Genomic DNA, 19,341 nt, shown 5'->3' with positions numbered 1-19,341 from the left:
AGCTTGTGCAGGTCTGCCTGTGCATGTCCGACCGCCCCGTGCGGGTCGGTCGGCCGACGTCAGGCAGGTCCGTGCGGGTCGGTCGGCCACTGGTCGGCCGACCTCAGGCAGGTCCGTGCGGGCCGGTCGGCCCACGACGGGCAGGCCTGCGTGAGCCGGTCGGCCGACGACAGGCGGGCTCGCGCGGGCCGACCGACCCACGACCGACGGGCCCGCACGAGCCGGTCGGCCAGCAGCAGCCTGGCTCGCGTGGGCCATCCGGCCCACAGCCGACAGGCCCGCACGGGGCGGTCGGACATGCACAGGCAGACCTGCACAAGCTGGTCAGCCAGCAACAGCCGAGCTCGCGCGGGCCGACCGACCCACGACCGACAGGCCCGCACGAGCCGGTCGGCCGGCAGCAAGCAGGTCCGCGCAGACCGGTCGGACATGGACAGGCAGACCTGCACAAGCTGACCGACCAACGTCAGGCAAGTCCGCGCAGGCCGGACGGACCAAGACCGGCGGACCTGCACAAGGTGGCCGACCAACGTCAGGCAAGTCCGCGCAGGCCAGTCGGACCAGGACAGGCAGACCTGCACAAGCTGGTCAGCCAGCAACAGCCGGGCTCGCGCGGGCCATCCGACCCACGACCGACGGCCGACAGGCCTGCACGAGCCGACGGCCGACGGCGAACAGGTCCGCGCGGGCCCGTCCGACCAGGGCCGACGGGCCCGCCCAAGCCGGTCGGTCGACGGCAGGCCCGCCTTTGCCGCGCGGGCAGCCTGCGATGGGCGAGCCCTCTCGGATTGGGCGGCCGACGACAGACGGGCCCCCACGCGTGCCGATCAGCCGGTGATCGAGTCCAGTTGTTCCGCCGCCGGGCGTAGCGTCCACAGGTCGCCGCCGGGGGGTGTCTCCAGTTTCGGTACGGCCGCCTTGGCCCGGGCGTCGCCCGCGTCGGCCGCCGCGTGGACGATGTCGCTCGCCGCGTAGCGGTAGAACTCCAGCTCCGGGTGCGGCCACGTGGCCGTTCCGGTCGCGGCGGGGAGTAGGTAGTCCACCGCCTTCAACAGGTCTTGGCCGTCCGGGCCTTGGTAGGTCCACAGGTTCACGCCGACATGGCGGCCGATGGCCGCGAGCCGGGTGTACGCGACCAGGTCGAAGGTCGAGTAGTGCCAACTCCGGGTCCGCGCCAGCTCCTGCGGCTGGCTGCCGTCCACAGCGATCTGCGGGTCGATGCGTTTGGCACGCGCGTCCAGCACGGTCTGCCTGGCCAGCGCCTTGTCGCCGGTCGCGTAGGCGAGGGCCGCCAACTCCATGTCGTAGAAGGTGCCATGGTTGTTGGCGGCGGCGCCCTCCTCCTTGCCGAAGGCGCTGTTCTTCAGCCAGCCGAGGAAGTCGGAGTTCCACCCCGCCATCGCCGCGCGGTCCGTCTTCGTCCAGCCTGGCGCGCCGGTGCCGAGGATCGCGATCGCGTCGACGACGCTGGTGTACGACTGCGAGAAGTCGATGATGCCGATGGCGCGGCCGTCGTACTTGCAGGGGATGAACTGGGCGTGGTTCAGGTTGGGGTTCATCCTCGTGGCCGGGTCGAGGAACCAGGTGCGCAGGATCTGGTCGGCCTTCTGCGCGTAGCGCTTGTCGCCGGTGTAGTACCAGGCGAGCGCGAGGTCGTAGGTCGAGTCGAAGACCTTCTCGACGTCCTGGCGGTCGGTGCCCGTGTCGACCTCGGGGTTGCGCTGGCCGTCGCGCTGGACGTACGGGCAGCCCCAGGGGTTGGCGGCGGTCGGGGTGGTCGTGGGCCACCAGTACGGGGCCTGGCTCAGGTAGTCGTGAACATCGCCGCCGGGGGCGGGTTTTGGTTTGTCGACGACCGTCCAGGGGCCCTGGTGCAGCCAGTTGTCGGCGCGGGTCGTCAAGTTGCGCAGAGCGCGCCGGAGTTGGGGGTCGCCTCGGTCCAGCCGGAGCTTGGTCTGCTGGAGGCGGGCGCCGTCGAGGACGGCGGTCTTCGGGACCGCGGGCGCCGCGTGCGCGGAGGCGGAGGCGGAGGGGACGAACACTGCTGTCAGCACGGCCACGGCCGCGAGCAGAACACCGAGACGGGGTCTGGCACTCATACACCGACTCCAATCATGTATATGAACAATGTTCATGAATGGAACCGTGCGAGCGTAAGACGATGCACCGGTCGTGACAATGGTCCGGACCGGATTCACGTACGGAGATGAGATTCAGCGCGCCAAGTCGTAGGCGTACGACGCCGTGAACGTGCCGGCCGCGCCCTTGCAACCGTCCGACTCCCCCGGCAACTTGACCCACAGATAGCCGTCGATCCGCGACTCCCCGGTGTCCAGGGTCGGCGCCCGGCCGATCTTCCGGCCCGCCGGGTCGCACCACTGGCCGTCGGCCGGGGCGCCGTTGCCGTTGCGGCTGGTGTCGATGACGGCGCCCAGGCCCGCGGGGCCGCCGAGGGCGGCGAGCACCTGACGGTCGTAGGCGATCTCGGCCGAAGTGGCGTGGAAATTCGAGACGTTGCTGAAGATCCCGTCGGAGGAGGCGGCGGAGGCCGCGCCCGCCCGCCTGAGCAGGGACGCCTGCTGCCCGGCCGGGTTCCAGTCGGAGTGGCCCGCGTCGTAGTACACGCGAGCCTTGGGGTCGGCGGCCTTCAGGACGCGGCCCGCACGGGCCAACGCCGCGAAACGGTCGGCGCGTTGGCCGTCGGAGAGGCAGTCGGACTGGGCTATGGAGTCGGGTTCCAGAATCACGACGACCTCCCCGGAGCCGAGTCCCGCCGCGAAGTCGTCGATCCACGCGTCGTACGCGTCGAAGTCGTCCGCGCCGCCCTCGGAGGCCCCGCCGCAGTCCCGGTCCGGGATCGCGTACGGCACGACGACCGGCACCCGGTCCTGGGCGGCGGCGCCCGAAGTGACCGCGCGGACCCGGGAGGTGATCGTCGACGGCGTGAAGTCCGCGAACCACACGGCCGCGGGCTGGTCGGCGATCCGGTCGGCTATGACCTCGGCGCGGGGGTCGTCGGGGTGGGCACGGACCCAGTCGAGAACCTGGGACTCCGGGTGACGGTAGAGACGGGGAGAGACGGTGACAGTGGCGGTGCGTCGCGGCTTCCGTACGGCGCCGGTCGCGGCGGTCTTCTTCGGGTGGGCGGACGAACTCGCCTTCGCGGACGGGGAGTTCGACACCGATGGCACGTCGGGCAGTGGCACCAGCAGTGTCGCGCCGCTCGCGTCGGGCCGGGCCGTGTTCGTGTCGCGCTCGTCGTCCAGCGCTCTGATCATCCCGGTCACCGTGCCGACCGCGACCACGACCGACGCGGCCACGACCAGCGCGCTCCGCCGGGCGGCCCGGCTCCGCCGTCGGCCACGCGAACCTGACACGCTGCCCCCTCGCGCCGCGCCCGTTCCCCCGTTCTGGGGAAGTGTCGGGCCCGGCGGCACCTCGGCCAGCCTAGGACTGGGACGCTGCCCCCATGGGGCAATTGGCACACTTCACCACACCCGTGGACAAGGTCGTCTCCCGGCTGCGCACGCTCGACGAGGAGCTGCCGGCCCGGGACGGGATCGCGGTGTTCAACCGCGTCTACCTCGCCGTCACGGAGGCCGTCGACCGGAGCGTCGACGCCGGGCGGTTCACGGACGCGCGGGCCGCGATCACGCTGGACGTACGGTTCGCGGAACGCTATCTGGCGGCCGTGGACGCGGTCGCCGACGGGCGCCGCGCGCCCGCCTGTTGGCGCCCGCTGTTCCAGCTGCGCCGCCATCCCGGTGTACGCCCGCTGCAGTTCGCCCTGTCGGGCATCAACGCGCACATCGGCCACGATCTCGCGCTCGCCGTCGTGGACGCCTGTCGTACGCTCGACTGCGAACCGGCCGATCTGGAGGACGAGTTCGACCGCGTGGGCGATCTCCTCGTCTCGCTGGAGGAGCACGTCCGCGAGGAGCTGATGCCGGGTCCCGACCTGTTCCAGATCGCCGATCCGCTGACCCATCTGCTCGGCTCATGGAGTCTGGAGCGCGCCCGGGACGCCACCTGGACGGCGGCCCGGGCGCTGTGGGCGCTGCGCGGACTGCCCGATGTCGCCGAGGAGTTCACCGAACGGCTGGACGCGGCGGTGGGGCTCGCGGGCCGCATGATGCTCACGCCGCTGCCGGACTGATCCGGCCATAGCGGGAGACAGGACCCTCCGTGGGGCATCGTGAGAGTTGCGTCGACGGCTGGAATGCCTGGCATGCCGGGCGTCCCGTGGCCCGACGAGTACCGCTCGGGCGCCGAACCCCTGGTGACGCCGGCGTTGGCCGTGTCGGCCACCCGGCGGGCCCGGCTCGGCACCAGTGTGCTGGTGGCCCCGCTGCACGGACCGTTCCAACTGGCCCGGACGCTCGGCACGTTGGACGCGGCGAGCGGCGGCCGGGTGGTGGCCGGGCTCGGTACCGGCTGGTCGCTCGACGAGTACGCGGCGGCGGGGATCGCCCCGTTCGAGGACCGGGGCAGGTCCCTGGACGAGGTGCTCGCCGTGTGCCGCGCGGTGTGGGGCCCGGACCCGGTGGTGTACGAGGGCGAGTTGAGCACCGTCGCTTCGGCGGTGGTCGGCCCGAAGCCCGCCCGGCCGATCCCCGTGCTGCTGCCCGCGATGAGCAAGGAGGCGAAGATCCGTCTCGTCGACCGGGCCGACGGCTGGCAGCCGGTGGCCATGGGTGCGGAGCAACTGGCCGCCGAATGGCGGGCGTTGCGCGAGCCGGCCGCCGAGCGCGGCCGTGCCGAGCCCCTCCAGTCGGTGGCCCGGATCAATCTGCGGTACACGCCGAAGGCGTACGAGGGCGCGGAACGTCCGCCGTTCCACGGCGACTTCGACCAGATCGTGACCGATCTCGTGGCGCATGTCGAGGTCGGTCTCGACGCGTACTTCTTCGAGTTCGCCGGTGCCCCGCGCGACGCCGAGGAACTCAAGGATCTCGCCGCCGAGCTGTACCCGGCGGCCCGCGCCGCCGGGGTCTGAACTCCCCTCAGTCCTCCGGCAGTTCGACCGGCGCGATGTCGTCGTAGACGTCTCCCGGGCCCGGGTTGGTCGGGTCGGTCGTGCCGCCGAGCTGGTGCATGACGCCCCAGACCGCGTTCAGCGCGGTCTGGACGGCGCCCTCGGCCCAGCCGGCCGTCCAGGAGATGTCGTCGCCGGCGAGGAAGACGCCCCGCTTGTCCTCGGGCAGCCGGTCCTGCATGAAGTGGGTGAACAGGCGCCGCTGGTAGCGGTAGTGGCCGGGCAGGTTGGCCTTGAACGCGCCCATGAAGTAGGGCTCGTTCTCCCAGGAGACGGTCACCGGGTTGCCGATGACGTGCTTCCTGATGTCGACCTTGGGATAGATCTCGCCGAGCGACTTCAGCATGACCTCCATCCGCTCGTTGGCCGACAGCGGCAGCCACTTGAGGCTGTCGTCGCACCAGGTGTACGAGAGGCAGATGACGGCCGGCTTGTCCGGGCCGTCGTCGAGGAGGTAAGTCCCGCGCGTCATACGGTCGGTGAGGGTCATCGACATGACGTCCCGGCCCGTCTCCTCGTCCTTGTCGAGCCAGAACGGGCGGTCGACGGGCACGAAGAGCTTGCTGGACTCCATGTAGTGGGTGCGCTCGATCGCCGTCCAGTGGTCGATCGGGAAGAGCGAGTCGTCGCAGGCGATCTTGGAGAGCAGCATCCAGGACTGGGCGGTGAAGATCGCCGCCCGGTAGGTGCGGATGTCGCCGTTCGCGTCCGTCACGGTGATCTGGTTGCCGGCCGTGCGGTGCAGCCGGGTCACGGCCGGGCGCGGCTCGCCGTTCACGTGCAGGGACGCCAGCGAGGTGCCGTAGGGCCAGTGGACGATCTTCTGCGGCTCGCGGTCCCAGAGCCTGAGCGGGAGTTGCTGGGAGCCGCCGACGATGCCGCGGTGGTGGTCGTCGGCCTCGGTGTAGACGACGCGCAGGATCTCGAGGATCGAGTTGGGGAAGTCGGTGTCCCAGCCGCCGGTGCCGAAGCCGACCTGGCCGAAGATCTCGCGGTGCCGGAAGGACTTGAAGGACTCGGCGTCGCAGAGGAAGCCGTAGAAGGTCTGGTTGTCGAGTTTCTCGACGAGCTTCGACCAGATCTCGCGGATGCACGGGACGTCGCGTTCGCGCATGGCGCGGTTCATGTCGGAGAAGTCGGCGCCCTCTTCGAGGCAGGCGTTCCAGGCGTGCATCACATCGCGGTAGACCTGCGGGAGATCGTCCACGGTGGTCGCGTAGTGGGACTCGCCCTTGAGGTCGACGACCGTCGAAGGGGTCGCCTCCGCAAGGGGGTTGGGGAACGGGCGGGTCTCGAGTCCCACCAGGTCGATGTAGTGCTGGAGCGCGGTGGAGGAGGGCGGGAAGCGCATCGCGCCCATCTCGGCGGTCAGTTCCTCCGTGCCGGGGCCCTCGAAGCCGACGGTACGCAGCCGGCCGCCGATCTGGTCGGCCTCGTAGACGACGGGCTTGAGGCCCATCTTCATCAGCTCGTAGGCGGCGACGATGCCGGACAACCCGCCCCCGATGACCGCGACTTCGGTGCCGTGCTTGGTCGCGGGAATCTGGCCGAGGCCCGCCGGGTGGGCGAGGAAGTCGTCGTAGGCGTAGGGGAAGTCCGGCCCGAACATGGTGATCGGCGGCTGTCGCTCGTCGGCGTGCTGGACGGCGTTGGGCACCGTGGACGTCATGGGGTACGGACTCCTAGCGGAACAAGAACAAGTACAGGTACAGGGACAAGCGCGGGAAGAGCAGGGGGGATTCAGGCCAGGGAGCCGTAGAGGCCGGGGCGGCGGTCCGTCAGATACGGGTTCGCGGCACGGGAGTCGGCGAGGAACGCGGGATCTACGTCGCCGAAGAGCAGCTCCTCGCCGACGCCCGCCTTGGTGCGGGCGACTCCGTCCGGACCGGCGAGCGTGGAGAGACCGAAGAAGTCGAACTCCCCTTCCTGGCCGATGCGGTTGATGTACGCCACGTACATCTGGTTCTCCCAGGCCCGCACCGGAACCACGGACTCGGCGACCAGCTGGAACGGGACCATGTTCGCCGTCGGGACGAGCAGCAGGTCGGTTCCGGCGAGGGCGTGGGCGCGGACGGGCTCCGGGAACTCGACGTCGTAGCAGATCATCAGGCCGATGGTCAGGCCGCTCAACTCGGCCTGGACAACGGGCTGTTCGCCGGGCGTGAAGTGGGCGCGCTCGAAGTCGCCGAAGAGGTGGGTCTTGCGGTAGTTCGCGAGGCGGTCGCCGTCTGCGGAGATCAGCTGGGCGGAGTTGTGGACGGCCTCGCCGTCGCGCTCCGGGTAGCCGTAGGCGATGGCGAGCCCGTGCCGGCCGGCGATCTCGGCGATCGTGTCGGCGGAGTCGCCGTCGGCGGGTTCGGCGAGGCGGCCGATGTCGTCGCCGATCGCGTATCCGGTGAGGAACATCTCCGGCGCGGCGAGCAGCGCGGCACCGCCGGCCGCGGCCCGGCCGGCGGCCTCGTCGAGAACCTTGAGGTTCTCGACGACGGAGCCGGGGCGGCCGGAGCTCTGGAGGAGGGCGGTGCGCATGTGGGTTCCTCACCGGTACGAAAAGGTTGAAGAGGTTGAAGGGGCACCTTTCGGGGGCCACCTAGACGGTACGGCCGGGGAGGCGGGCCGGACAAGAAGGAGCCGTTGCGCGCCGGTGAGCGTTTTGTTGCGTGCGGGCGGGGTAGGACGGCGATTCGTTGCGTGCCTGGTGGGAGCCGCCGTTCCAGTGCGGTGCACCGGTTGTCAGACCCCAGGCGTACGTTTCCGCCCATGAATCCTGAACTGGTCAACCGGCTCGCGCCGTTCCGTGCGGAGGCGCTGCGGCGCGGGATACCGCCGCAGGAGGTCGAGGCGTGGATCGCCGCCGCCCGTCCCTGCGCGACCCTCGTCACCCGTGGGGACGGGCCGGTCGTCGGCAGGTTCGGCGGGCCGCTGCTGCTGCCCGCCGACGTCCCCGACCCCTGGTTCCCGTTACTCGCCACCCTCGACTGCGCGGCCCTGCCGGAGGAGGTGACGGGCCTTCCGCTGCCCGCCGACGGCCGCCTGCTGCTCTTCGGCTTTCCCGAGCTGCCGAACTACATGGGACCGGCCGGAGAGGTCGTGTACATCCCCGAGGGGACACCCGTCGAGGAGCGGACGGCGAAGAACAACTACGCCTACGAAGACCTCATATGCGAGCAGTTCCCGCAGGAGGAGCTGCGGCTGGCGCCCGATGTCTCCTTGGCGTCCCACTTCCTGGCCGCGTCCGAGGAGCGCGGCGGGGAGGTCGTCACGCTCCCCGGCCATCCCCATGCCGGGGAGCTGGCCGAGACCTGGGAGCAGACGTACGGCGACATCGTCGTCGACGGACCGTTGCACATCGGCGGGTACGCCTCCCACGAGTGCACGGAGACGGACCCCGTCCTGGACGCCGCCGAGGAGGCGCAGGACGGGCGACGGTTCCGGGGCGACGCCACGGAGCTGCCCGCCCCCGAGGGGTGGGTGCTGCTCGCCCAGTGGGACATCGGTCTCGACGGGCGGGAGGGTTCCACTCTGCACTGGGTGATACCGCGGCAGGATCTGGCCGAGCGCCGCTTCGACCGCGCGCACGTGTCGTTCTTCTGGAATCCCTGACAGGGCCCGGCGCAGGAGCTACCTGTTGGGCACCGCGAAGACCGTCAGGACGGCCGCGTGGTCCGAGGGCCAGCAGTTGGCGGCGACATCGGGCCAGGGGCTCGGCGTGCCGGTGACGAAGGTGCGGGAGTCGAGCACGGTCAGGCCCCGGTGCAGGACGTAGTCGATGCGGTCCTGGGGTTCGGGGCGCCCGCTGCCGTCCTCGTGCAGGGGGTGTATCGGCGACCAGGTGTGGCCGGGGTCGGCGACCGGGTCCGGGTTCGCCTCGCGGTAGCTGTCGCGCAGGCCCGCGTCCGCCGCGGCCTTGGTGACCGGCCACTCGACGTCCGGCCAGTCCAGGTGCGAGGGGCTGTTGAAGTCGCCGACCAGGACGACGGGGACGGCGTCCTCGGCCGTGTCCGCGATCCGGTCCAGGGTGTCCCGCATCTGGGCGAGCCGTACGTCCTCGTGGGCGATCAGCTCGGCGGCCGGGAGCCCGTCGAAGGCCGATTCGTAGGGGCCGTAGGGCGTGTAGTCGAGGTGGCAGGTCCACAAGTCGATCTGACAGCCCTCCGCTACGGCGATCCGGACCCCGGCGGCTCCGTAGAAGCCGACGTCCGGGTCGCCGAAGCGGGCGGTGATCGGGTGGCGGCTGATCACGCCGAGGTTCTCGCCGGCCCGGTGGTGGTGCCAGCCGAGCGCCTCGGCCAGTTCCCCGGCCGCGGTGCCGCCGGTCTCCTGGAGTCCGACCACGTCCGCGCCGGTCTCCGCGATGACCTTCAGCTGCTTGGTCCGGTGGTCGTCGACCTTGCTGCCGCCGAGCCAGAGGTTCCAGGTCAACACGCGTAGCTCGTACGGCGTTTCGTGCGTCACCATCGCGCGCAGGTCCGCCGGGGTGATCCCGACGAGGCTCGCCCGTACGGTCCGGCCGGGGGCCGTGTCGATCGGGGCCAGGGACGGTACCGCGAGGACCGCGCAGCCGGCCGCTTCGGCGGAACTGACGCCGGTCTGGGTGTCCTCGACGGCCACGCAGGCCGCCGGGTCGACGCCCAGGGCGCGGCAGGCGGCGAGGTAGGGGTCGGGGGCGGGCTTGGTGGGCCCGGTGTCGTCGGCGGTGACGGAGACGGCGAAACGGCTCGCGCCGAGCGCGTCGAGGACGGTGTCGGCGACCGCGCGGGGGGACGCGGTGACGAGTGCCGTGGGGACGCCGTCGCGGGCGAGGGCGTCGAGGAGGTCGAGCGCGCCGGGGCGGGGCACGATGCCGGTGCGGACGCGGGCGGCGAACTCCCGGTGCAGTTCGGCCGCGAGGTCCGTCGCCGAAGCGCCCGTGGCGCCGGCGAGCCAGTCGGCGGTGTGCTCGACCGGACGGCCGAGCACCTCCGACTGGTCCGCGTCGGTGAGGGTTCTGCCCGCGACCTGCTCCACCGCCTCCCACCACAGCCGCTCGGTGTCGACGAGCGTTCCGTCCATGTCGAACAGAACGGCCTGGAGCGGGAGTTGGGTGTGGGGGGTCACGTTTCTCTCTTTCAGTACGGGTACTACAGGGGCGACTACGGCCCTACGGGTTGATGCGTTCCGCCACGAGTACCGGCCGTTCCGGCAGTGACACCGTCACGGCGACTCCGGCGCCCAGCGTGGTGGCCTCGTGGGTGGGCAGGTCGGCCTTGACCTCGGTGCCGTCGCCGAGCCGTACCGTGACGCGAACCACCGCGCCCAGGAAGGCCGTTCCCACGACCCGTGCGTCACCGGCGTCGTCGGCGCGCACGTCGATCGCCTCGGGCCGTACGAGCACGTCCACTTCGGGTCCGGCCGGAGCCTCGCCGTCGACGGGCAGCCGCTGCCCGCCGAGCACTTCGACGACCCCGTCCGCGAGCCGGCCCGGGAGGCGGCTCATCGTGCCGACGAACTCGGCGACGAACGCGGTCGTGGGCCGGCCGTACAACTCGGCCGGGGCGGCGCACTGTTCGAGCTTTCCGGCGCGCATCACGGCGACCCGGTCGGCGATGGACAGCGCCTCCTCCTGATCGTGCGTCACGAAGAGGGTGGTGATGCCGAGTTCCTGCTGGAGGCGGCGGATCTCCTCGCGCAGGGACAGCCGCACCTTGGCGTCGAGCGCCGACAGCGGCTCGTCCAGGAGCAGTACACGGGGCCTGAGAGCCAGCGCGCGGGCCAGCGCGACGCGCTGCTGCTGGCCGCCGGAGAGCTGGTGCGGGAAGCGCTCGCCCTTGTCGCCGAGCCCGACAAGATCGAGCAACTCGCCCGCGCGGGACCGTCGTTCGGCCGTACGGACCTTGCGCATGCGCAGTCCGAAGGCGACGTTGTCGAGCGCGTTGAGATGCGGGAAGAGGCTGTACGACTGGAAGACCATCCCGGCGTCGCGGCGGTGCGCGGGCACGTCGGTGACGTCTTTGCCGTCGACCAACACCTCGCCGGAGGTGGGGTGTTCGAAGCCCGCGAGCATGCGCAGGGCGGTGGTCTTGCCGCAGCCGGAGGGGCCGAGCAGGGCCAGGAACTCGCCGGGGTTGACGGTCAGGTCGAGTCCGTCGAGGGCGACCGTGGGGCCGAACTCCCGGCGCAGGCCCCGGAATTCGACGGTGGCGGCGCTGTCCGTCGTGGTTTTCTCAAGCGTGGTGGCGGTCATGGTTCATCCCCGGGACTTGGCGGTTTTGTCGCGCCCGCCGACACCGGCGAGCGTGAGGAGGAGTGCCCAGGTGACGACCAGGCTGAGCACGGAGACGGCGACGGAGAGCTGGGCGTTGGACCCGCCGACGCTGTAGATCCACACGGCGAAGGGCTGGAAGCCGAGCAGCTGGGCCACGGTGAACTCGCCGAGCACCAGCGCCAGCGTGAGGAAGGACGCGTTGAGCAACGCCCCGCGCAGATTGGGCAGTACGGCCCGCACGAGGGCCTGCGGCCAGCCCGCGCCGCAGCTGCGGGCGGCCTCGACGAGCGTCTTCACGTCGATCGCGCGCAGCCCCGAGTCCAGCGCCCGGTACACGAACGGCAGCGCCATCACGACGTAGGCGAGGACGAGGACGAAGGGGAAGCTCGGGTTCTGGATGGCGACGAAGGTCTCGAACAGCGGGGTCCGGGAGAGGTAGTCGGGGCCCCACTTGAGGACGGTCGCGATACCGGCGACGAACGCGATCGGCGGTACCACCAGCGGCAGCGAGCAGATCACCTCGACGACCGGGCGCAGCCGGGGCGCGCCGAGCCGTAGCGCGACCATGGCCGGGACCATCAGGAGCAGGACGACGGCGATGGTGGCGGCGGCGAGTTCCAGCGAGAGCACCAGGCTGGAGGTGAAGCCGTCGGCGGAGACGATCTGGGTGTAGGCGTCGAAGGTGACGCCCTCCCCCGGCACGTCGACCGTGAAGATCACCGACGCGGCGAGCGGCACCAGGAAGTACAGGGCGGCGAGGCCGAGGACGACCCACCGCCAGATGTTCAGGCGTCCAGCCATCGCGCGCTCCGTCGTTGCAGGGGCAGGTACACGGCCATGACCAGGCCCGCGACCAGGACCATGTCGAGGCTGAGGGCGAGGGCCACGTTCTCCTGGCCGACCAGGACGTTGCCGGAGATGGCGTCGGCGATCTGCAGGGTGACCAGCGGGATCGAACTGCCCACCATGGCGGCGGCGGTGGCGTACGCGGCGAACGCGCTGCCGAAGAGGAGGACGAACCCGCCGAGCAGCGAGGGCAGCAGCACGGGCAGGGCGACGTGCCGCCAGTACTGGACGCCGGTGGCGCCGTTGTTCGCGGCGGCCTCGCGCCACTGGGCGCGCAGGCCCTCCAGGGCGGGGGTGATGGTGAGGACCATCAGCGGGATGAGGAAGTACAGGTAGACGAGGACGAGACCCGAGAAGCTGTAGAGGTCCCAGCCCTTGTCCTTGAGGCCGAGGTGGGTGGTCAGCACACCGGCGTTGCCGAGGGTGGCGACGAACGCGAAGGCGAGGGGGACACCGCCGAAGTTGGCGAGGACGCCGGAGGCGGTGAGGACGGCCTCGCGCAGCGCGCGGAAGCGTGAGGTGACGACGACCTGCGCGAGCGGGAGACCGAGCAGGGTGCCGAGGGCGGCCGAGAGGGCGGACAGCTTGACGCTGCCGACCAGCGCGGTGAAGTAGGCACCCTTGAGTGATTCGGTCAGGTTGGCGGTGCTGTACGAAGTGGCGCCCGTCGTCTGGTTCTTGACGGTGAAGGCGCCGTTCAGCATCGCGATGGCGGGCACCCCGAAGGCGACCGCGACGAACACGAGCAGCGGGACCACGGCTATCCAGCCGGGGACGCGGCGCCGCCGCTTCTCGGAAGCGGCGGCGCCGACGTCGGCCCGCGTGAGCGTGGCCGTCATCCGGAGACGGCCTTCGCCCAGCCGGACGCGATGACCGTCTTGGCCTTGGCCTGCTGGGCCTCGGTCGGGAAGGACGGGGTACCGGTCACCTGCGGGAGCTTGGCGGCGGCGGTCTTGTCGAGCGTGCCGGCCGACTCCATGGAGGTCATCAGGACCGGACGCGCGTACCCCTTGAGCCACAGGTTCTGGCCCTCGGCGCTGTACAGGTACTCCTGCCACAGGCGGGCGGCCGCCGGGTGCGGGGCGTCCTTGTTGATGGCCTGCGAGTAGTACTGCGCGTACTGGCCGTCGGTCGGGATGGTGACCTTCCAGTCGACGCCCTTGGACTTGAACTCGTCGGCGTAACCGGCGTTGAGGTAGTCCCAGTCGATGGAGATGGGCGTCTCGCCCTTCTCGACGGTGGCCGGGGTGGACTCGACGGGCGTGTAGTTGCCGTTCTTCTTCAGCTTGCCGAAGAAGTCCAGGCCGGGCTGGATGTCGTCGAAGGAGCCCTTGTTGGCGAGCGCCGCCGCGTAGACGCCGCCGAAGGCCGAACCCGACTTGGTGGGGTTGCCGTTGAGGGCGACCTGACCCTTGTACTGCGGCTTCAGCAGGTCCGCGAAGGTGGTCGGACAGACCTTCACACGCTTGGCGTCGCAGCCGATGGAGATGTAGCCGCCGTAGTCGTTGAACCACTGCCCCTTCGGGTCCTTCTGGCCCTCGGGGATCTGGTCGAAGGAGGCGACCTTGTACGGCGCGAGCAGGCCCTGCTGGGCGGCGCTGAGCGCGAAGGAGGAGCCGAGGTCGAGGACGTCGGGCGCACGGTCCTGGCCCTTGCGGGAGGTCACGGCGTTGATCTCGTCCTGGCTGGAGCCGTCCGGGTTCTCGTCCGTGATCTTGATGCCGTACTTCTTGGTGAAGCCGTCGATGATGGCGCCGTAGTTGGCCCAGTCACGGGGCACCGCGATGATGTGGAGGGTGCCCTCCTTCTTGGCGGCCTTCTCCAGGGCGGCGAGCCCGCCGAAGTCGGTGGCGGAGGTGGCGGTGGCGGCGTTCTTGCCGTCGGCGGTGGTCGACGAGTTGGTGGGAGCGGCGCCACAGGCACTCAGGGCCAGCGCGGCGACGACGGCGAGGGAACCACCCAGGACGGCGTTTCTCGGCGGGGACACGGTCACGGTCTCTCCAGGGGTGCGCACGAGGGTTAGAGCAGAGCGGAGAACTTGTCTGAACAAGTTGGCCTCAGTACGCCCGGCGATGGTGTCTTGTCGGTAAACATTGGCGAAACCGTGACCCCTTCTTCTCTGCACACTCCTGGCTGACACGGATCACCAAAGGAACTCGACTACGCTGCTCACGCTGTGCACAGTGGTCGATTCGGAGGGGAAGCATGACGGCGCGACACGAGGAGATCGCCGACGAGCTGCGGAAAGCCATCGACCGCGAGGAGTACACAGTCGGCAGCCGACTGCCCGCGGAGACGGACCTCGCGGCGCAGTACGGCGTCTCGCGCGGCACGGTCCGCCAGGCCGTCGCGGCTCTCACCGCCGAGGGACTGATCGGCTCCCGCCAGGGCGCCCGCCGGATGGTGCTGGCCAGCCGCCGCAGCCAGAGCTTCGCGGAGCTGCGCAGTTTCGCCGAGTGGGCGCGCGCGATGGAGCGCGAGGCGACCGGGCTCGTGGTCGAGCAGGAGTACCGCCCGGCCACCGCCGAGGACGTCGTACGCCTCCAACTCACCGAGAAGGCCCGGGTGTTGCACGTCCTGCGGGTACGCGGCCTGGACGGCGAGCCGGTCCTCCTGGAGCGGACCGTGTACGCCGACTGGATCTCCCCCGCCGTCGAGGCGATCGAACCCGACTGCCCGTCAGTGACCCAACGCCTGTACGACGACACGGGGTTGGTCTTCGCCTACGGCGAGCACGTGATCGACGCGGTGGCGGCGGGCGCCCAGGACGCGGAACTCCTGGGCATCCGCCGGACCAGCCCACTGCTACGGGTCCGCCGGGTCACAACCACCCGCGAGGGACGACCTGTTGAGTGGTCGGACGACCGCTACCGCTCGGACGCGGTGAGCTTCAGCGTCCACAACTCGATAGGCAACAACGCGCTGGCGCGGAAGACGGCGGAGTAGGCCCGGGGAGCCTGGAGGCTCTTGGCGGTCTTGGGTTCGGGGACCTCGAGGATGGACAGGCGCGGTCCGACGCCGTCGGGGTCGTACAGCCAGGCGCCGTCGCCCTCGCCGCCGTCGCCCTCCGGGTCGTAGTGCGCGATCCGCCCCTGGATGCCTGCGCCGCGCCTACGTGGGCGAGCCCGACGAGAAGCGGCGCAGTAGCGGGGACAGGACCAGCACGGACTTGGTCCGTTCCACGAACGGCTCGCCCGCGATCCGCTCCAGGACCCGCTCGAAGTGGCGCATGTCGGCGGCGAAGACCTGGACGACCGCGTCGGCGTCGCCGGTGACGGTGGACGCGGCGACCACCTCCTGGTAGCGCTCCAGGCCCCGTCGGATGGTGTCCGGGGACGTGTTGTGCCGGCAGTAGATCTCGACGAACCCCTCGGTCTGCCAGCCGAGCGCCGCCGGGTCCACCCGTACGGTGAAACCGGTGATCGCGCCGGTGGCCCGCAACCGGTCCACGCGCCGCTTCACGGCGGGCGCGGAGAGGCCGACGAGTTGCCCGATGTCCGCGAAGGAGCGGCGGGCGTCCTCGGCGAGGGCGTGCACGATGCGTTCGTCGAGTTCGTTCAGCACGGGGGATCGATCACTTCTCGGGTGGTACGGGTGGCGCCGGTCGGTGACGGCCGTATACGAAGTAGAACACGGTTCAGCCCTCGTCCGGGTCCCCCGCGAGCGCCCGCGCCTCGGCCAGGTCCGCCTCGTCGAACCCGATCCGCCCGGGCTGTCCGTGCACCTCCGCCTGCCCGTCGATCCAGCGCGTGTGCGCCTCCCAGGCGGCCTGCTTGCTCATGCCGAGCGCGGCCCCGATCTGCGTCCAGGAGGCACCGGCCTCGCGGGCCGCGCGGACGGTGAGCTGCCGGCCGTAGGCGGCCTTGCGGGCGACGACCTCGCTCAGGGCGAGCAGTTCCAGCGTCTCGGTCTTGTCGAGGGCCTCGGCGTCGCTGCCGAAGCCGGCGAGGGACTCGCGGGTGCGGAGGTCGTCGAGGCGGGCGACTGCGGTGAGGAGGGTGTGCTCGGGTTCGATGCTCTGGGGTGTGGTCATGGGTTCAGCGTTGCGTCAAGGCTGCTTGACGTCAAGGGGGCCTGACGGCAACTCCTTGGTGAGGAAGGTGCAGGGGTCCGCGCATTCGCGGATCGCCCCGTCACGGTCCTCGTACGACCAGCGGTCCACGTAGTCGGTCAGGGGCCGGTAGCCGAGCCGCGCGTAGAGGGCGGCGGCGCGCGGGTTGTCGGCCGCGACCCCGAGACCGAGGACCGTACGGCCGCGCTCCCGAGCGAGTTCCTCGGCGTGCCGGATCAGCGCGCCGCCGATGCCGCGCGAGCGCAGTCGCGGGGGCCATACGGCAAGGCCGTTGAGCTCCGGGCAGCCGGGCAGCGCCGCCCGCACCTCGGGCGCCGCGCAGCCGTCCCAGATCACCTCCGCGTGCCCGACGGGCCGGCCGTCGATCCACGCGAGGAGATAGATGCCCCCGCCCGCCTGCTGCCGTGCGAACCGCCGGGCATGGGTCGAGGCGGCGCCCGGGGAGCCGATGAACTCGTCGAGCGGCGCCACGTCGGCGGCCCTGCACACGGCGATCTCCATACGTCCGACGGTAGCCGCCGCAGCACGCCGACGGCCCCCGAATATCCCGGGCGACGGGACAACAGGGGCCGTAGGAAAGCGAGTTGGGTCAGCTCCAGCTGGCGTGCAGGGGCTTGCCCTCCGCGTAGCCGGCCGCGCTCTGGATGCCGACGACGGCCCGCTCGGCGAACTCCTCCAGGGAGGCGGCGCCGGCGTAGGTGCAGGAGGAGCGGACGCCCGCGATGATCGAGTCGATCAGGTCCTCGACGCCCGGGCGGGCCGGGTCGAGGAACATGCGGGAGGTGGAGATGCCCTCCTCGAACAGCGCCTTGCGGGCGCGGTCGTAGGCCGACTCGTCGGACGTGCGGTTGCGGACCGCGCGCGCGGACGCCATGCCGAACGACTCCTTGTAGAGGCGGCCGTTGGCGTCCTGCTGGAGGTCGCCCGGGGACTCGTAGGTGCCCGAGAACCACGAGCCGATCATCACGTTCGACGCTCCGGCCGCGAGGGCCATGGCGACATCGCGCGGGTGGCGGACACCGCCGTCGGCCCACACGTGCTTGCCGTACTTCTTCGCCTCGGCGGCGCACTCCTTGACGGCCGAGAACTGCGGGCGGCCGACGCCGGTCATCATGCGGGTGGTGCACATCGCGCCGGGGCCGACGCCGACCTTGATGATGTCGGCGCCCGCCTCGATCAGGTCCTTGACACCCTCGGCGGCGACGATGTTGCCGGCCACGATCGGGACCTGCGGATCGAGGGCCCGCACCTGGCGGATCGCGCTGATCATCGACTCCTGGTGGCCGTGGGCCGTGTCGATGACGAGCGTGTCGACGCCCGCGTCCAGCAGCTGCTTGGCCTTCTGCACGAAGTCGCCGTTGATGCCGACGGCGGCGGCGATCCGCAGCTTGCCGTCCCCGTCCACGGCCGGCGAGTACAGCGTGGCGCGCAGCGCGCCCTTGCGGGTGAGGATGCCGGCGAGCCTGCCGTCCTTGTCGACGGCGGGCGCGTAGCGGCGGTTGGCGCCGTCGAGCCTGTTGAACGCCTCGCGCGGGTCGATGTCCGCGTCGAGCAGCAGCAGGTCCCGGGACATGACCTCGGCGAGCTGCGTGAAGCGGTCCACGCCGGTGAGGTCGGCGTCGGTGACGACACCGACCGGGCGCTGGTCCTCGTCGACGACGACACCGGCGTTGTGCGCGCGCTTGGGCAGCAGGGCCAGCGCGTCGGCGACGGTCTGGTGCGGGGCCAGCCGGATCGGGGTGTCCAGGACGAGGTGGCGGCTCTTCACCCAGGACACGACCTCGGTGACGACCTCGATCGGGATGTCCTGCGGGATGACCACGAGCCCGCCGCGCCGGGCCACGGTCTCGGCCATGCGCCGGCCCGCGATGGCGGTCATGTTGGCGACGACCAGCGGGATGGTGGTGCCCGTGCCGTCCGGGGAGCTGAGGTCCACACCCTGCCGCGAGCCGACCGCGCTGCGGCTCGGCACCATGAAGACGTCGTCGTACGTGAGGTCGTACGGGGGCTGGAGGTCGTTGAGGAAACGCACGTGCCGCACATCCCAGTCGATCGAGGTGACCCCCGGACAGGTCAGCCAGGGGGAAGAGCACGTACTTCATTGTCCCATGTCAGGGCGAATGCCATGCCTCGGATCATCGTCCAGGCAGGTCACGGGTGGTGCTGGAGGAAGGTCCAACGGCGCCCGTGATTCATCCGTGGGCAACCTTCGGGTCGTCTCGCGCATCGAACGTGCATGGTTCTCCTCCGCGGGGCGCTCGCCGCTCCGTTGCTTGTCCTGGCATCCGCCGTGGCCGCCGTGGCCGCCGATCCGTCACCCCTTCCCACGCAGGCCTTCGCGACGATCCAGGCGGACAAGCAGCTCAACGTGGGGCCGGCCGCGCAGTCCGTGCACGTGGGCTGGCAGTTCGACAACGGTGGTGCGAACGTTCCGGCGCACTCGGACGAGAAGATCGTCGTCGACGCCCGGGACCTGGCGGGCATCGCGAGCGTCACGGTCGACGACCCCAGGTGCACGGCCGCCGGGCGGGTCTTCACCTGCGTCGACGAGGACGCCGCGCAGCCGCCGTACGTCGACTTCACCGTGCGGGCGGACGCGGGGGCCGCCGTCGGCTCCGCCGGGACGATCGAGTATACGGTCTCCGCGCACCACGGCACCAGTGCCACCGCACGGGCGAAGGTGGTCGTCGGCGTCCCGAACCTGGTCGTCGGCACCGTGCCCGCAGTGACGCACGCCCGGCTCGGGTCCCGGATCGACATCCCGCTCCGGCTGACCAACACCGGGAACCTGGCCACCGACCGGCGCATCCTGCTGCAATGGGAGTCGGTGGGCGGTCTGGTCTTCGACCGGAAGTTCTCCAACTGCCGCTACGGCGCCGGCGACGACCTCGTCCAGCGCGGCGGCAACGAGTCCGTCACCTGTCTCTTCACGGCCCCCGTGGCGGCGGGCGCCACCGTGGAGCTGAGCAGCCCGCTGACCGCCGTGGTCGGCAAGCACGTCCTGACCGCCACGACCGACTACTCGGTCGAACTGGTGACGCCCGGCACCCAGCCCGGCGGCGGCTCCGACCGGGGCACCGGACCGGCGCTCACCCTGGTGCCGGCGTCCGGCGCGGAGACCGGGGCCGGGGGCGTGTCCGGGGG

At 71.0% G+C, this 19,341-nt stretch carries 17 protein-coding genes and 3 pseudogenes; 5 read left to right on the top strand and 15 right to left on the bottom strand.

Annotation, left to right across the window (positions count from 1 at the left end; translation table 11 throughout):
• Positions 1 to 59: 59 nt before the first annotated feature.
• From JHN45_RS39505 to JHN45_RS39495, 3 genes are all read right to left on the bottom strand, one after another.
• Complete coding sequence (locus JHN45_RS39505; RefSeq protein ID WP_201054332.1) at positions 60 to 299, bottom strand: hypothetical protein; 240 nt, start codon at positions 297 to 299, stop codon at positions 60 to 62.
• Positions 300 to 827: 528 nt separating this feature from the next.
• Positions 828 to 2,099, bottom strand: a complete 1,272-nt coding sequence (locus JHN45_RS39500) for an alginate lyase family protein (RefSeq protein WP_201054331.1) — start codon at positions 2,097 to 2,099, stop codon at positions 828 to 830.
• Between the two features lie 114 nt (positions 2,100 to 2,213).
• Positions 2,214 to 3,326 (bottom strand): glycoside hydrolase family 6 protein, encoded by a 1,113-nt coding sequence (locus JHN45_RS39495; protein ID WP_201054333.1) that lies wholly within the window; start codon positions 3,324 to 3,326, stop codon positions 2,214 to 2,216.
• A 143-nt stretch (positions 3,327 to 3,469) separates the two neighbouring features.
• On the opposite strand from JHN45_RS39495, the gene JHN45_RS39490 reads away from it, so the two are divergent.
• The gene (locus JHN45_RS39490; RefSeq protein ID WP_201054330.1) at positions 3,470 to 4,156 is read left to right on the top strand and encodes a DUF5995 family protein; all 687 of its coding nucleotides are present in this window, start codon (positions 3,470 to 3,472) and stop codon (positions 4,154 to 4,156) included.
• Between the two features lie 51 nt (positions 4,157 to 4,207).
• Positions 4,208 to 4,996, top strand: a pseudogene (locus tag JHN45_RS39485) (TIGR03619 family F420-dependent LLM class oxidoreductase); the annotation flags it as partial.
• 7 nt (positions 4,997 to 5,003) lie between these two features.
• Here the strand turns inward: JHN45_RS39485 and JHN45_RS39480 are convergent.
• Together JHN45_RS39480 and JHN45_RS39475 are read right to left on the bottom strand one after the other, a co-directional pair.
• Positions 5,004 to 6,704 carry an NAD(P)/FAD-dependent oxidoreductase gene (locus JHN45_RS39480; RefSeq protein WP_201054328.1) on the bottom strand — a complete coding sequence of 567 codons (1,701 nt, stop codon included), beginning with the start codon at positions 6,702 to 6,704 and terminating at the stop codon, positions 5,004 to 5,006.
• A gap of 71 nt (positions 6,705 to 6,775) precedes the next feature.
• The gene (locus tag JHN45_RS39475) at positions 6,776 to 7,564 is read right to left on the bottom strand and encodes a carbon-nitrogen hydrolase family protein (RefSeq protein WP_201054327.1); all 789 of its coding nucleotides are present in this window, start codon (positions 7,562 to 7,564) and stop codon (positions 6,776 to 6,778) included.
• Positions 7,565 to 7,795: 231 nt separating this feature from the next.
• Between JHN45_RS39475 and JHN45_RS39470 the strand changes: the two genes are divergently transcribed.
• Positions 7,796 to 8,638, top strand: a complete 843-nt coding sequence (locus JHN45_RS39470) for a DUF1963 domain-containing protein (protein WP_201054326.1) — start codon at positions 7,796 to 7,798, stop codon at positions 8,636 to 8,638.
• An 18-nt stretch (positions 8,639 to 8,656) separates the two neighbouring features.
• Here the strand turns inward: JHN45_RS39470 and JHN45_RS39465 are convergent, their stop codons facing one another.
• From JHN45_RS39465 to JHN45_RS39445, 5 genes are read right to left on the bottom strand one after another with little or no spacing between them, the layout of a single operon-like run.
• Positions 8,657 to 10,132, bottom strand: coding sequence for an HAD-IA family hydrolase (locus JHN45_RS39465; RefSeq protein ID WP_201054325.1), 1,476 nt, complete (start codon positions 10,130 to 10,132; stop codon positions 8,657 to 8,659).
• Between the two features lie 43 nt (positions 10,133 to 10,175).
• Entirely contained in the window at positions 10,176 to 11,258 is a 1,083-nt protein-coding gene (locus JHN45_RS39460) for an ABC transporter ATP-binding protein (RefSeq protein ID WP_200708886.1), read from the bottom strand.
• A 3-nt stretch (positions 11,259 to 11,261) separates the two neighbouring features.
• Positions 11,262 to 12,080 (bottom strand): ABC transporter permease, encoded by an 819-nt coding sequence (locus JHN45_RS39455; RefSeq protein ID WP_201054324.1) that lies wholly within the window; start codon positions 12,078 to 12,080, stop codon positions 11,262 to 11,264.
• Positions 12,065 to 12,964, bottom strand: coding sequence for an ABC transporter permease subunit (locus JHN45_RS39450; RefSeq protein ID WP_201054323.1), 900 nt, complete (start codon positions 12,962 to 12,964; stop codon positions 12,065 to 12,067). Before JHN45_RS39450 ends, JHN45_RS39455 begins: the two co-directional genes overlap by 16 nt.
• Positions 12,961 to 14,118 (bottom strand): extracellular solute-binding protein, encoded by a 1,158-nt coding sequence (locus JHN45_RS39445; RefSeq protein WP_200708889.1) that lies wholly within the window; start codon positions 14,116 to 14,118, stop codon positions 12,961 to 12,963. Before JHN45_RS39445 ends, JHN45_RS39450 begins: the two co-directional genes overlap by 4 nt.
• Before the next feature lie 212 nt (positions 14,119 to 14,330).
• Between JHN45_RS39445 and JHN45_RS39440 the strand changes: the two genes are divergently transcribed.
• Entirely contained in the window at positions 14,331 to 15,071 is a 741-nt protein-coding gene (locus tag JHN45_RS39440; RefSeq protein ID WP_200708890.1) for a GntR family transcriptional regulator, read from the top strand.
• A gap of 17 nt (positions 15,072 to 15,088) precedes the next feature.
• Here the strand turns inward: JHN45_RS39440 and JHN45_RS53500 are convergent.
• The 5 genes and pseudogenes from JHN45_RS53500 to JHN45_RS39420 all read right to left on the bottom strand — a co-directional run.
• Positions 15,089 to 15,181: pseudogene (locus JHN45_RS53500) on the bottom strand (VOC family protein); the annotation flags it as partial.
• A gap of 55 nt (positions 15,182 to 15,236) precedes the next feature.
• The gene (locus JHN45_RS39435; protein ID WP_019066424.1) at positions 15,237 to 15,689 is read right to left on the bottom strand and encodes an Lrp/AsnC family transcriptional regulator; all 453 of its coding nucleotides are present in this window, start codon (positions 15,687 to 15,689) and stop codon (positions 15,237 to 15,239) included.
• 73 nt (positions 15,690 to 15,762) lie between these two features.
• Positions 15,763 to 16,158, bottom strand: coding sequence for a hypothetical protein (locus JHN45_RS39430; RefSeq protein ID WP_200708891.1), 396 nt, complete (start codon positions 16,156 to 16,158; stop codon positions 15,763 to 15,765).
• A gap of 15 nt (positions 16,159 to 16,173) precedes the next feature.
• On the bottom strand, positions 16,174 to 16,698 hold the full coding sequence (locus tag JHN45_RS39425; RefSeq protein WP_201054322.1) for a GNAT family N-acetyltransferase: 525 nt from the start codon (positions 16,696 to 16,698) through the stop codon (positions 16,174 to 16,176).
• Between the two features lie 88 nt (positions 16,699 to 16,786).
• Complete coding sequence (locus JHN45_RS39420; RefSeq protein ID WP_201054321.1) at positions 16,787 to 18,229, bottom strand: GuaB1 family IMP dehydrogenase-related protein; 1,443 nt, start codon at positions 18,227 to 18,229, stop codon at positions 16,787 to 16,789.
• A gap of 204 nt (positions 18,230 to 18,433) precedes the next feature.
• Between JHN45_RS39420 and JHN45_RS39415 the strand changes: the two are divergent.
• A pseudogene (locus JHN45_RS39415) lies at positions 18,434 to 19,341 on the top strand (hypothetical protein); the annotation flags it as partial.

Source organism: Streptomyces sp. MBT53 (assembly GCF_016654115.1).
Classification (GTDB): Bacteria; Actinomycetota; Actinomycetes; order Streptomycetales; family Streptomycetaceae; genus Streptomyces.
This window is presented reverse-complemented; position numbering and strand designations above follow the sequence as displayed.

Bases quoted from the DNA above. Each gene is read 5' to 3' on its own strand.
- JHN45_RS39505 (WP_201054332.1), bottom strand. From the start codon at position 299: ATGTCCGACCGCCCCGTGCGGGCCTGTCGGCTGTGGGCCGGATGGCCC.
- JHN45_RS39480 (WP_201054328.1), bottom strand. From the start codon at position 6,704: ATGACGTCCACGGTGCCCAACGCCGTCCAGCACGCCGACGAGCGACAG.
- JHN45_RS39460 (WP_200708886.1), bottom strand. From the start codon at position 11,258: ATGACCGCCACCACGCTTGAGAAAACCACGACGGACAGCGCCGCCACC.
- JHN45_RS39490 (WP_201054330.1), top strand. From the start codon at position 3,470: ATGGGGCAATTGGCACACTTCACCACACCCGTGGACAAGGTCGTCTCC.
- JHN45_RS39455 (WP_201054324.1), bottom strand. From the start codon at position 12,080: ATGGCTGGACGCCTGAACATCTGGCGGTGGGTCGTCCTCGGCCTCGCC.
- JHN45_RS39470 (WP_201054326.1), top strand. From the start codon at position 7,796: ATGAATCCTGAACTGGTCAACCGGCTCGCGCCGTTCCGTGCGGAGGCG.
- JHN45_RS39430 (WP_200708891.1), bottom strand. From the start codon at position 16,158: ATGACCACACCCCAGAGCATCGAACCCGAGCACACCCTCCTCACCGCA.
- JHN45_RS39450 (WP_201054323.1), bottom strand. From the start codon at position 12,964: ATGACGGCCACGCTCACGCGGGCCGACGTCGGCGCCGCCGCTTCCGAG.
- JHN45_RS39500 (WP_201054331.1), bottom strand. From the start codon at position 2,099: ATGAGTGCCAGACCCCGTCTCGGTGTTCTGCTCGCGGCCGTGGCCGTG.
- JHN45_RS39440 (WP_200708890.1), top strand. From the start codon at position 14,331: ATGACGGCGCGACACGAGGAGATCGCCGACGAGCTGCGGAAAGCCATC.
- JHN45_RS39475 (WP_201054327.1), bottom strand. From the start codon at position 7,564: ATGCGCACCGCCCTCCTCCAGAGCTCCGGCCGCCCCGGCTCCGTCGTC.
- JHN45_RS39425 (WP_201054322.1), bottom strand. From the start codon at position 16,698: ATGGAGATCGCCGTGTGCAGGGCCGCCGACGTGGCGCCGCTCGACGAG.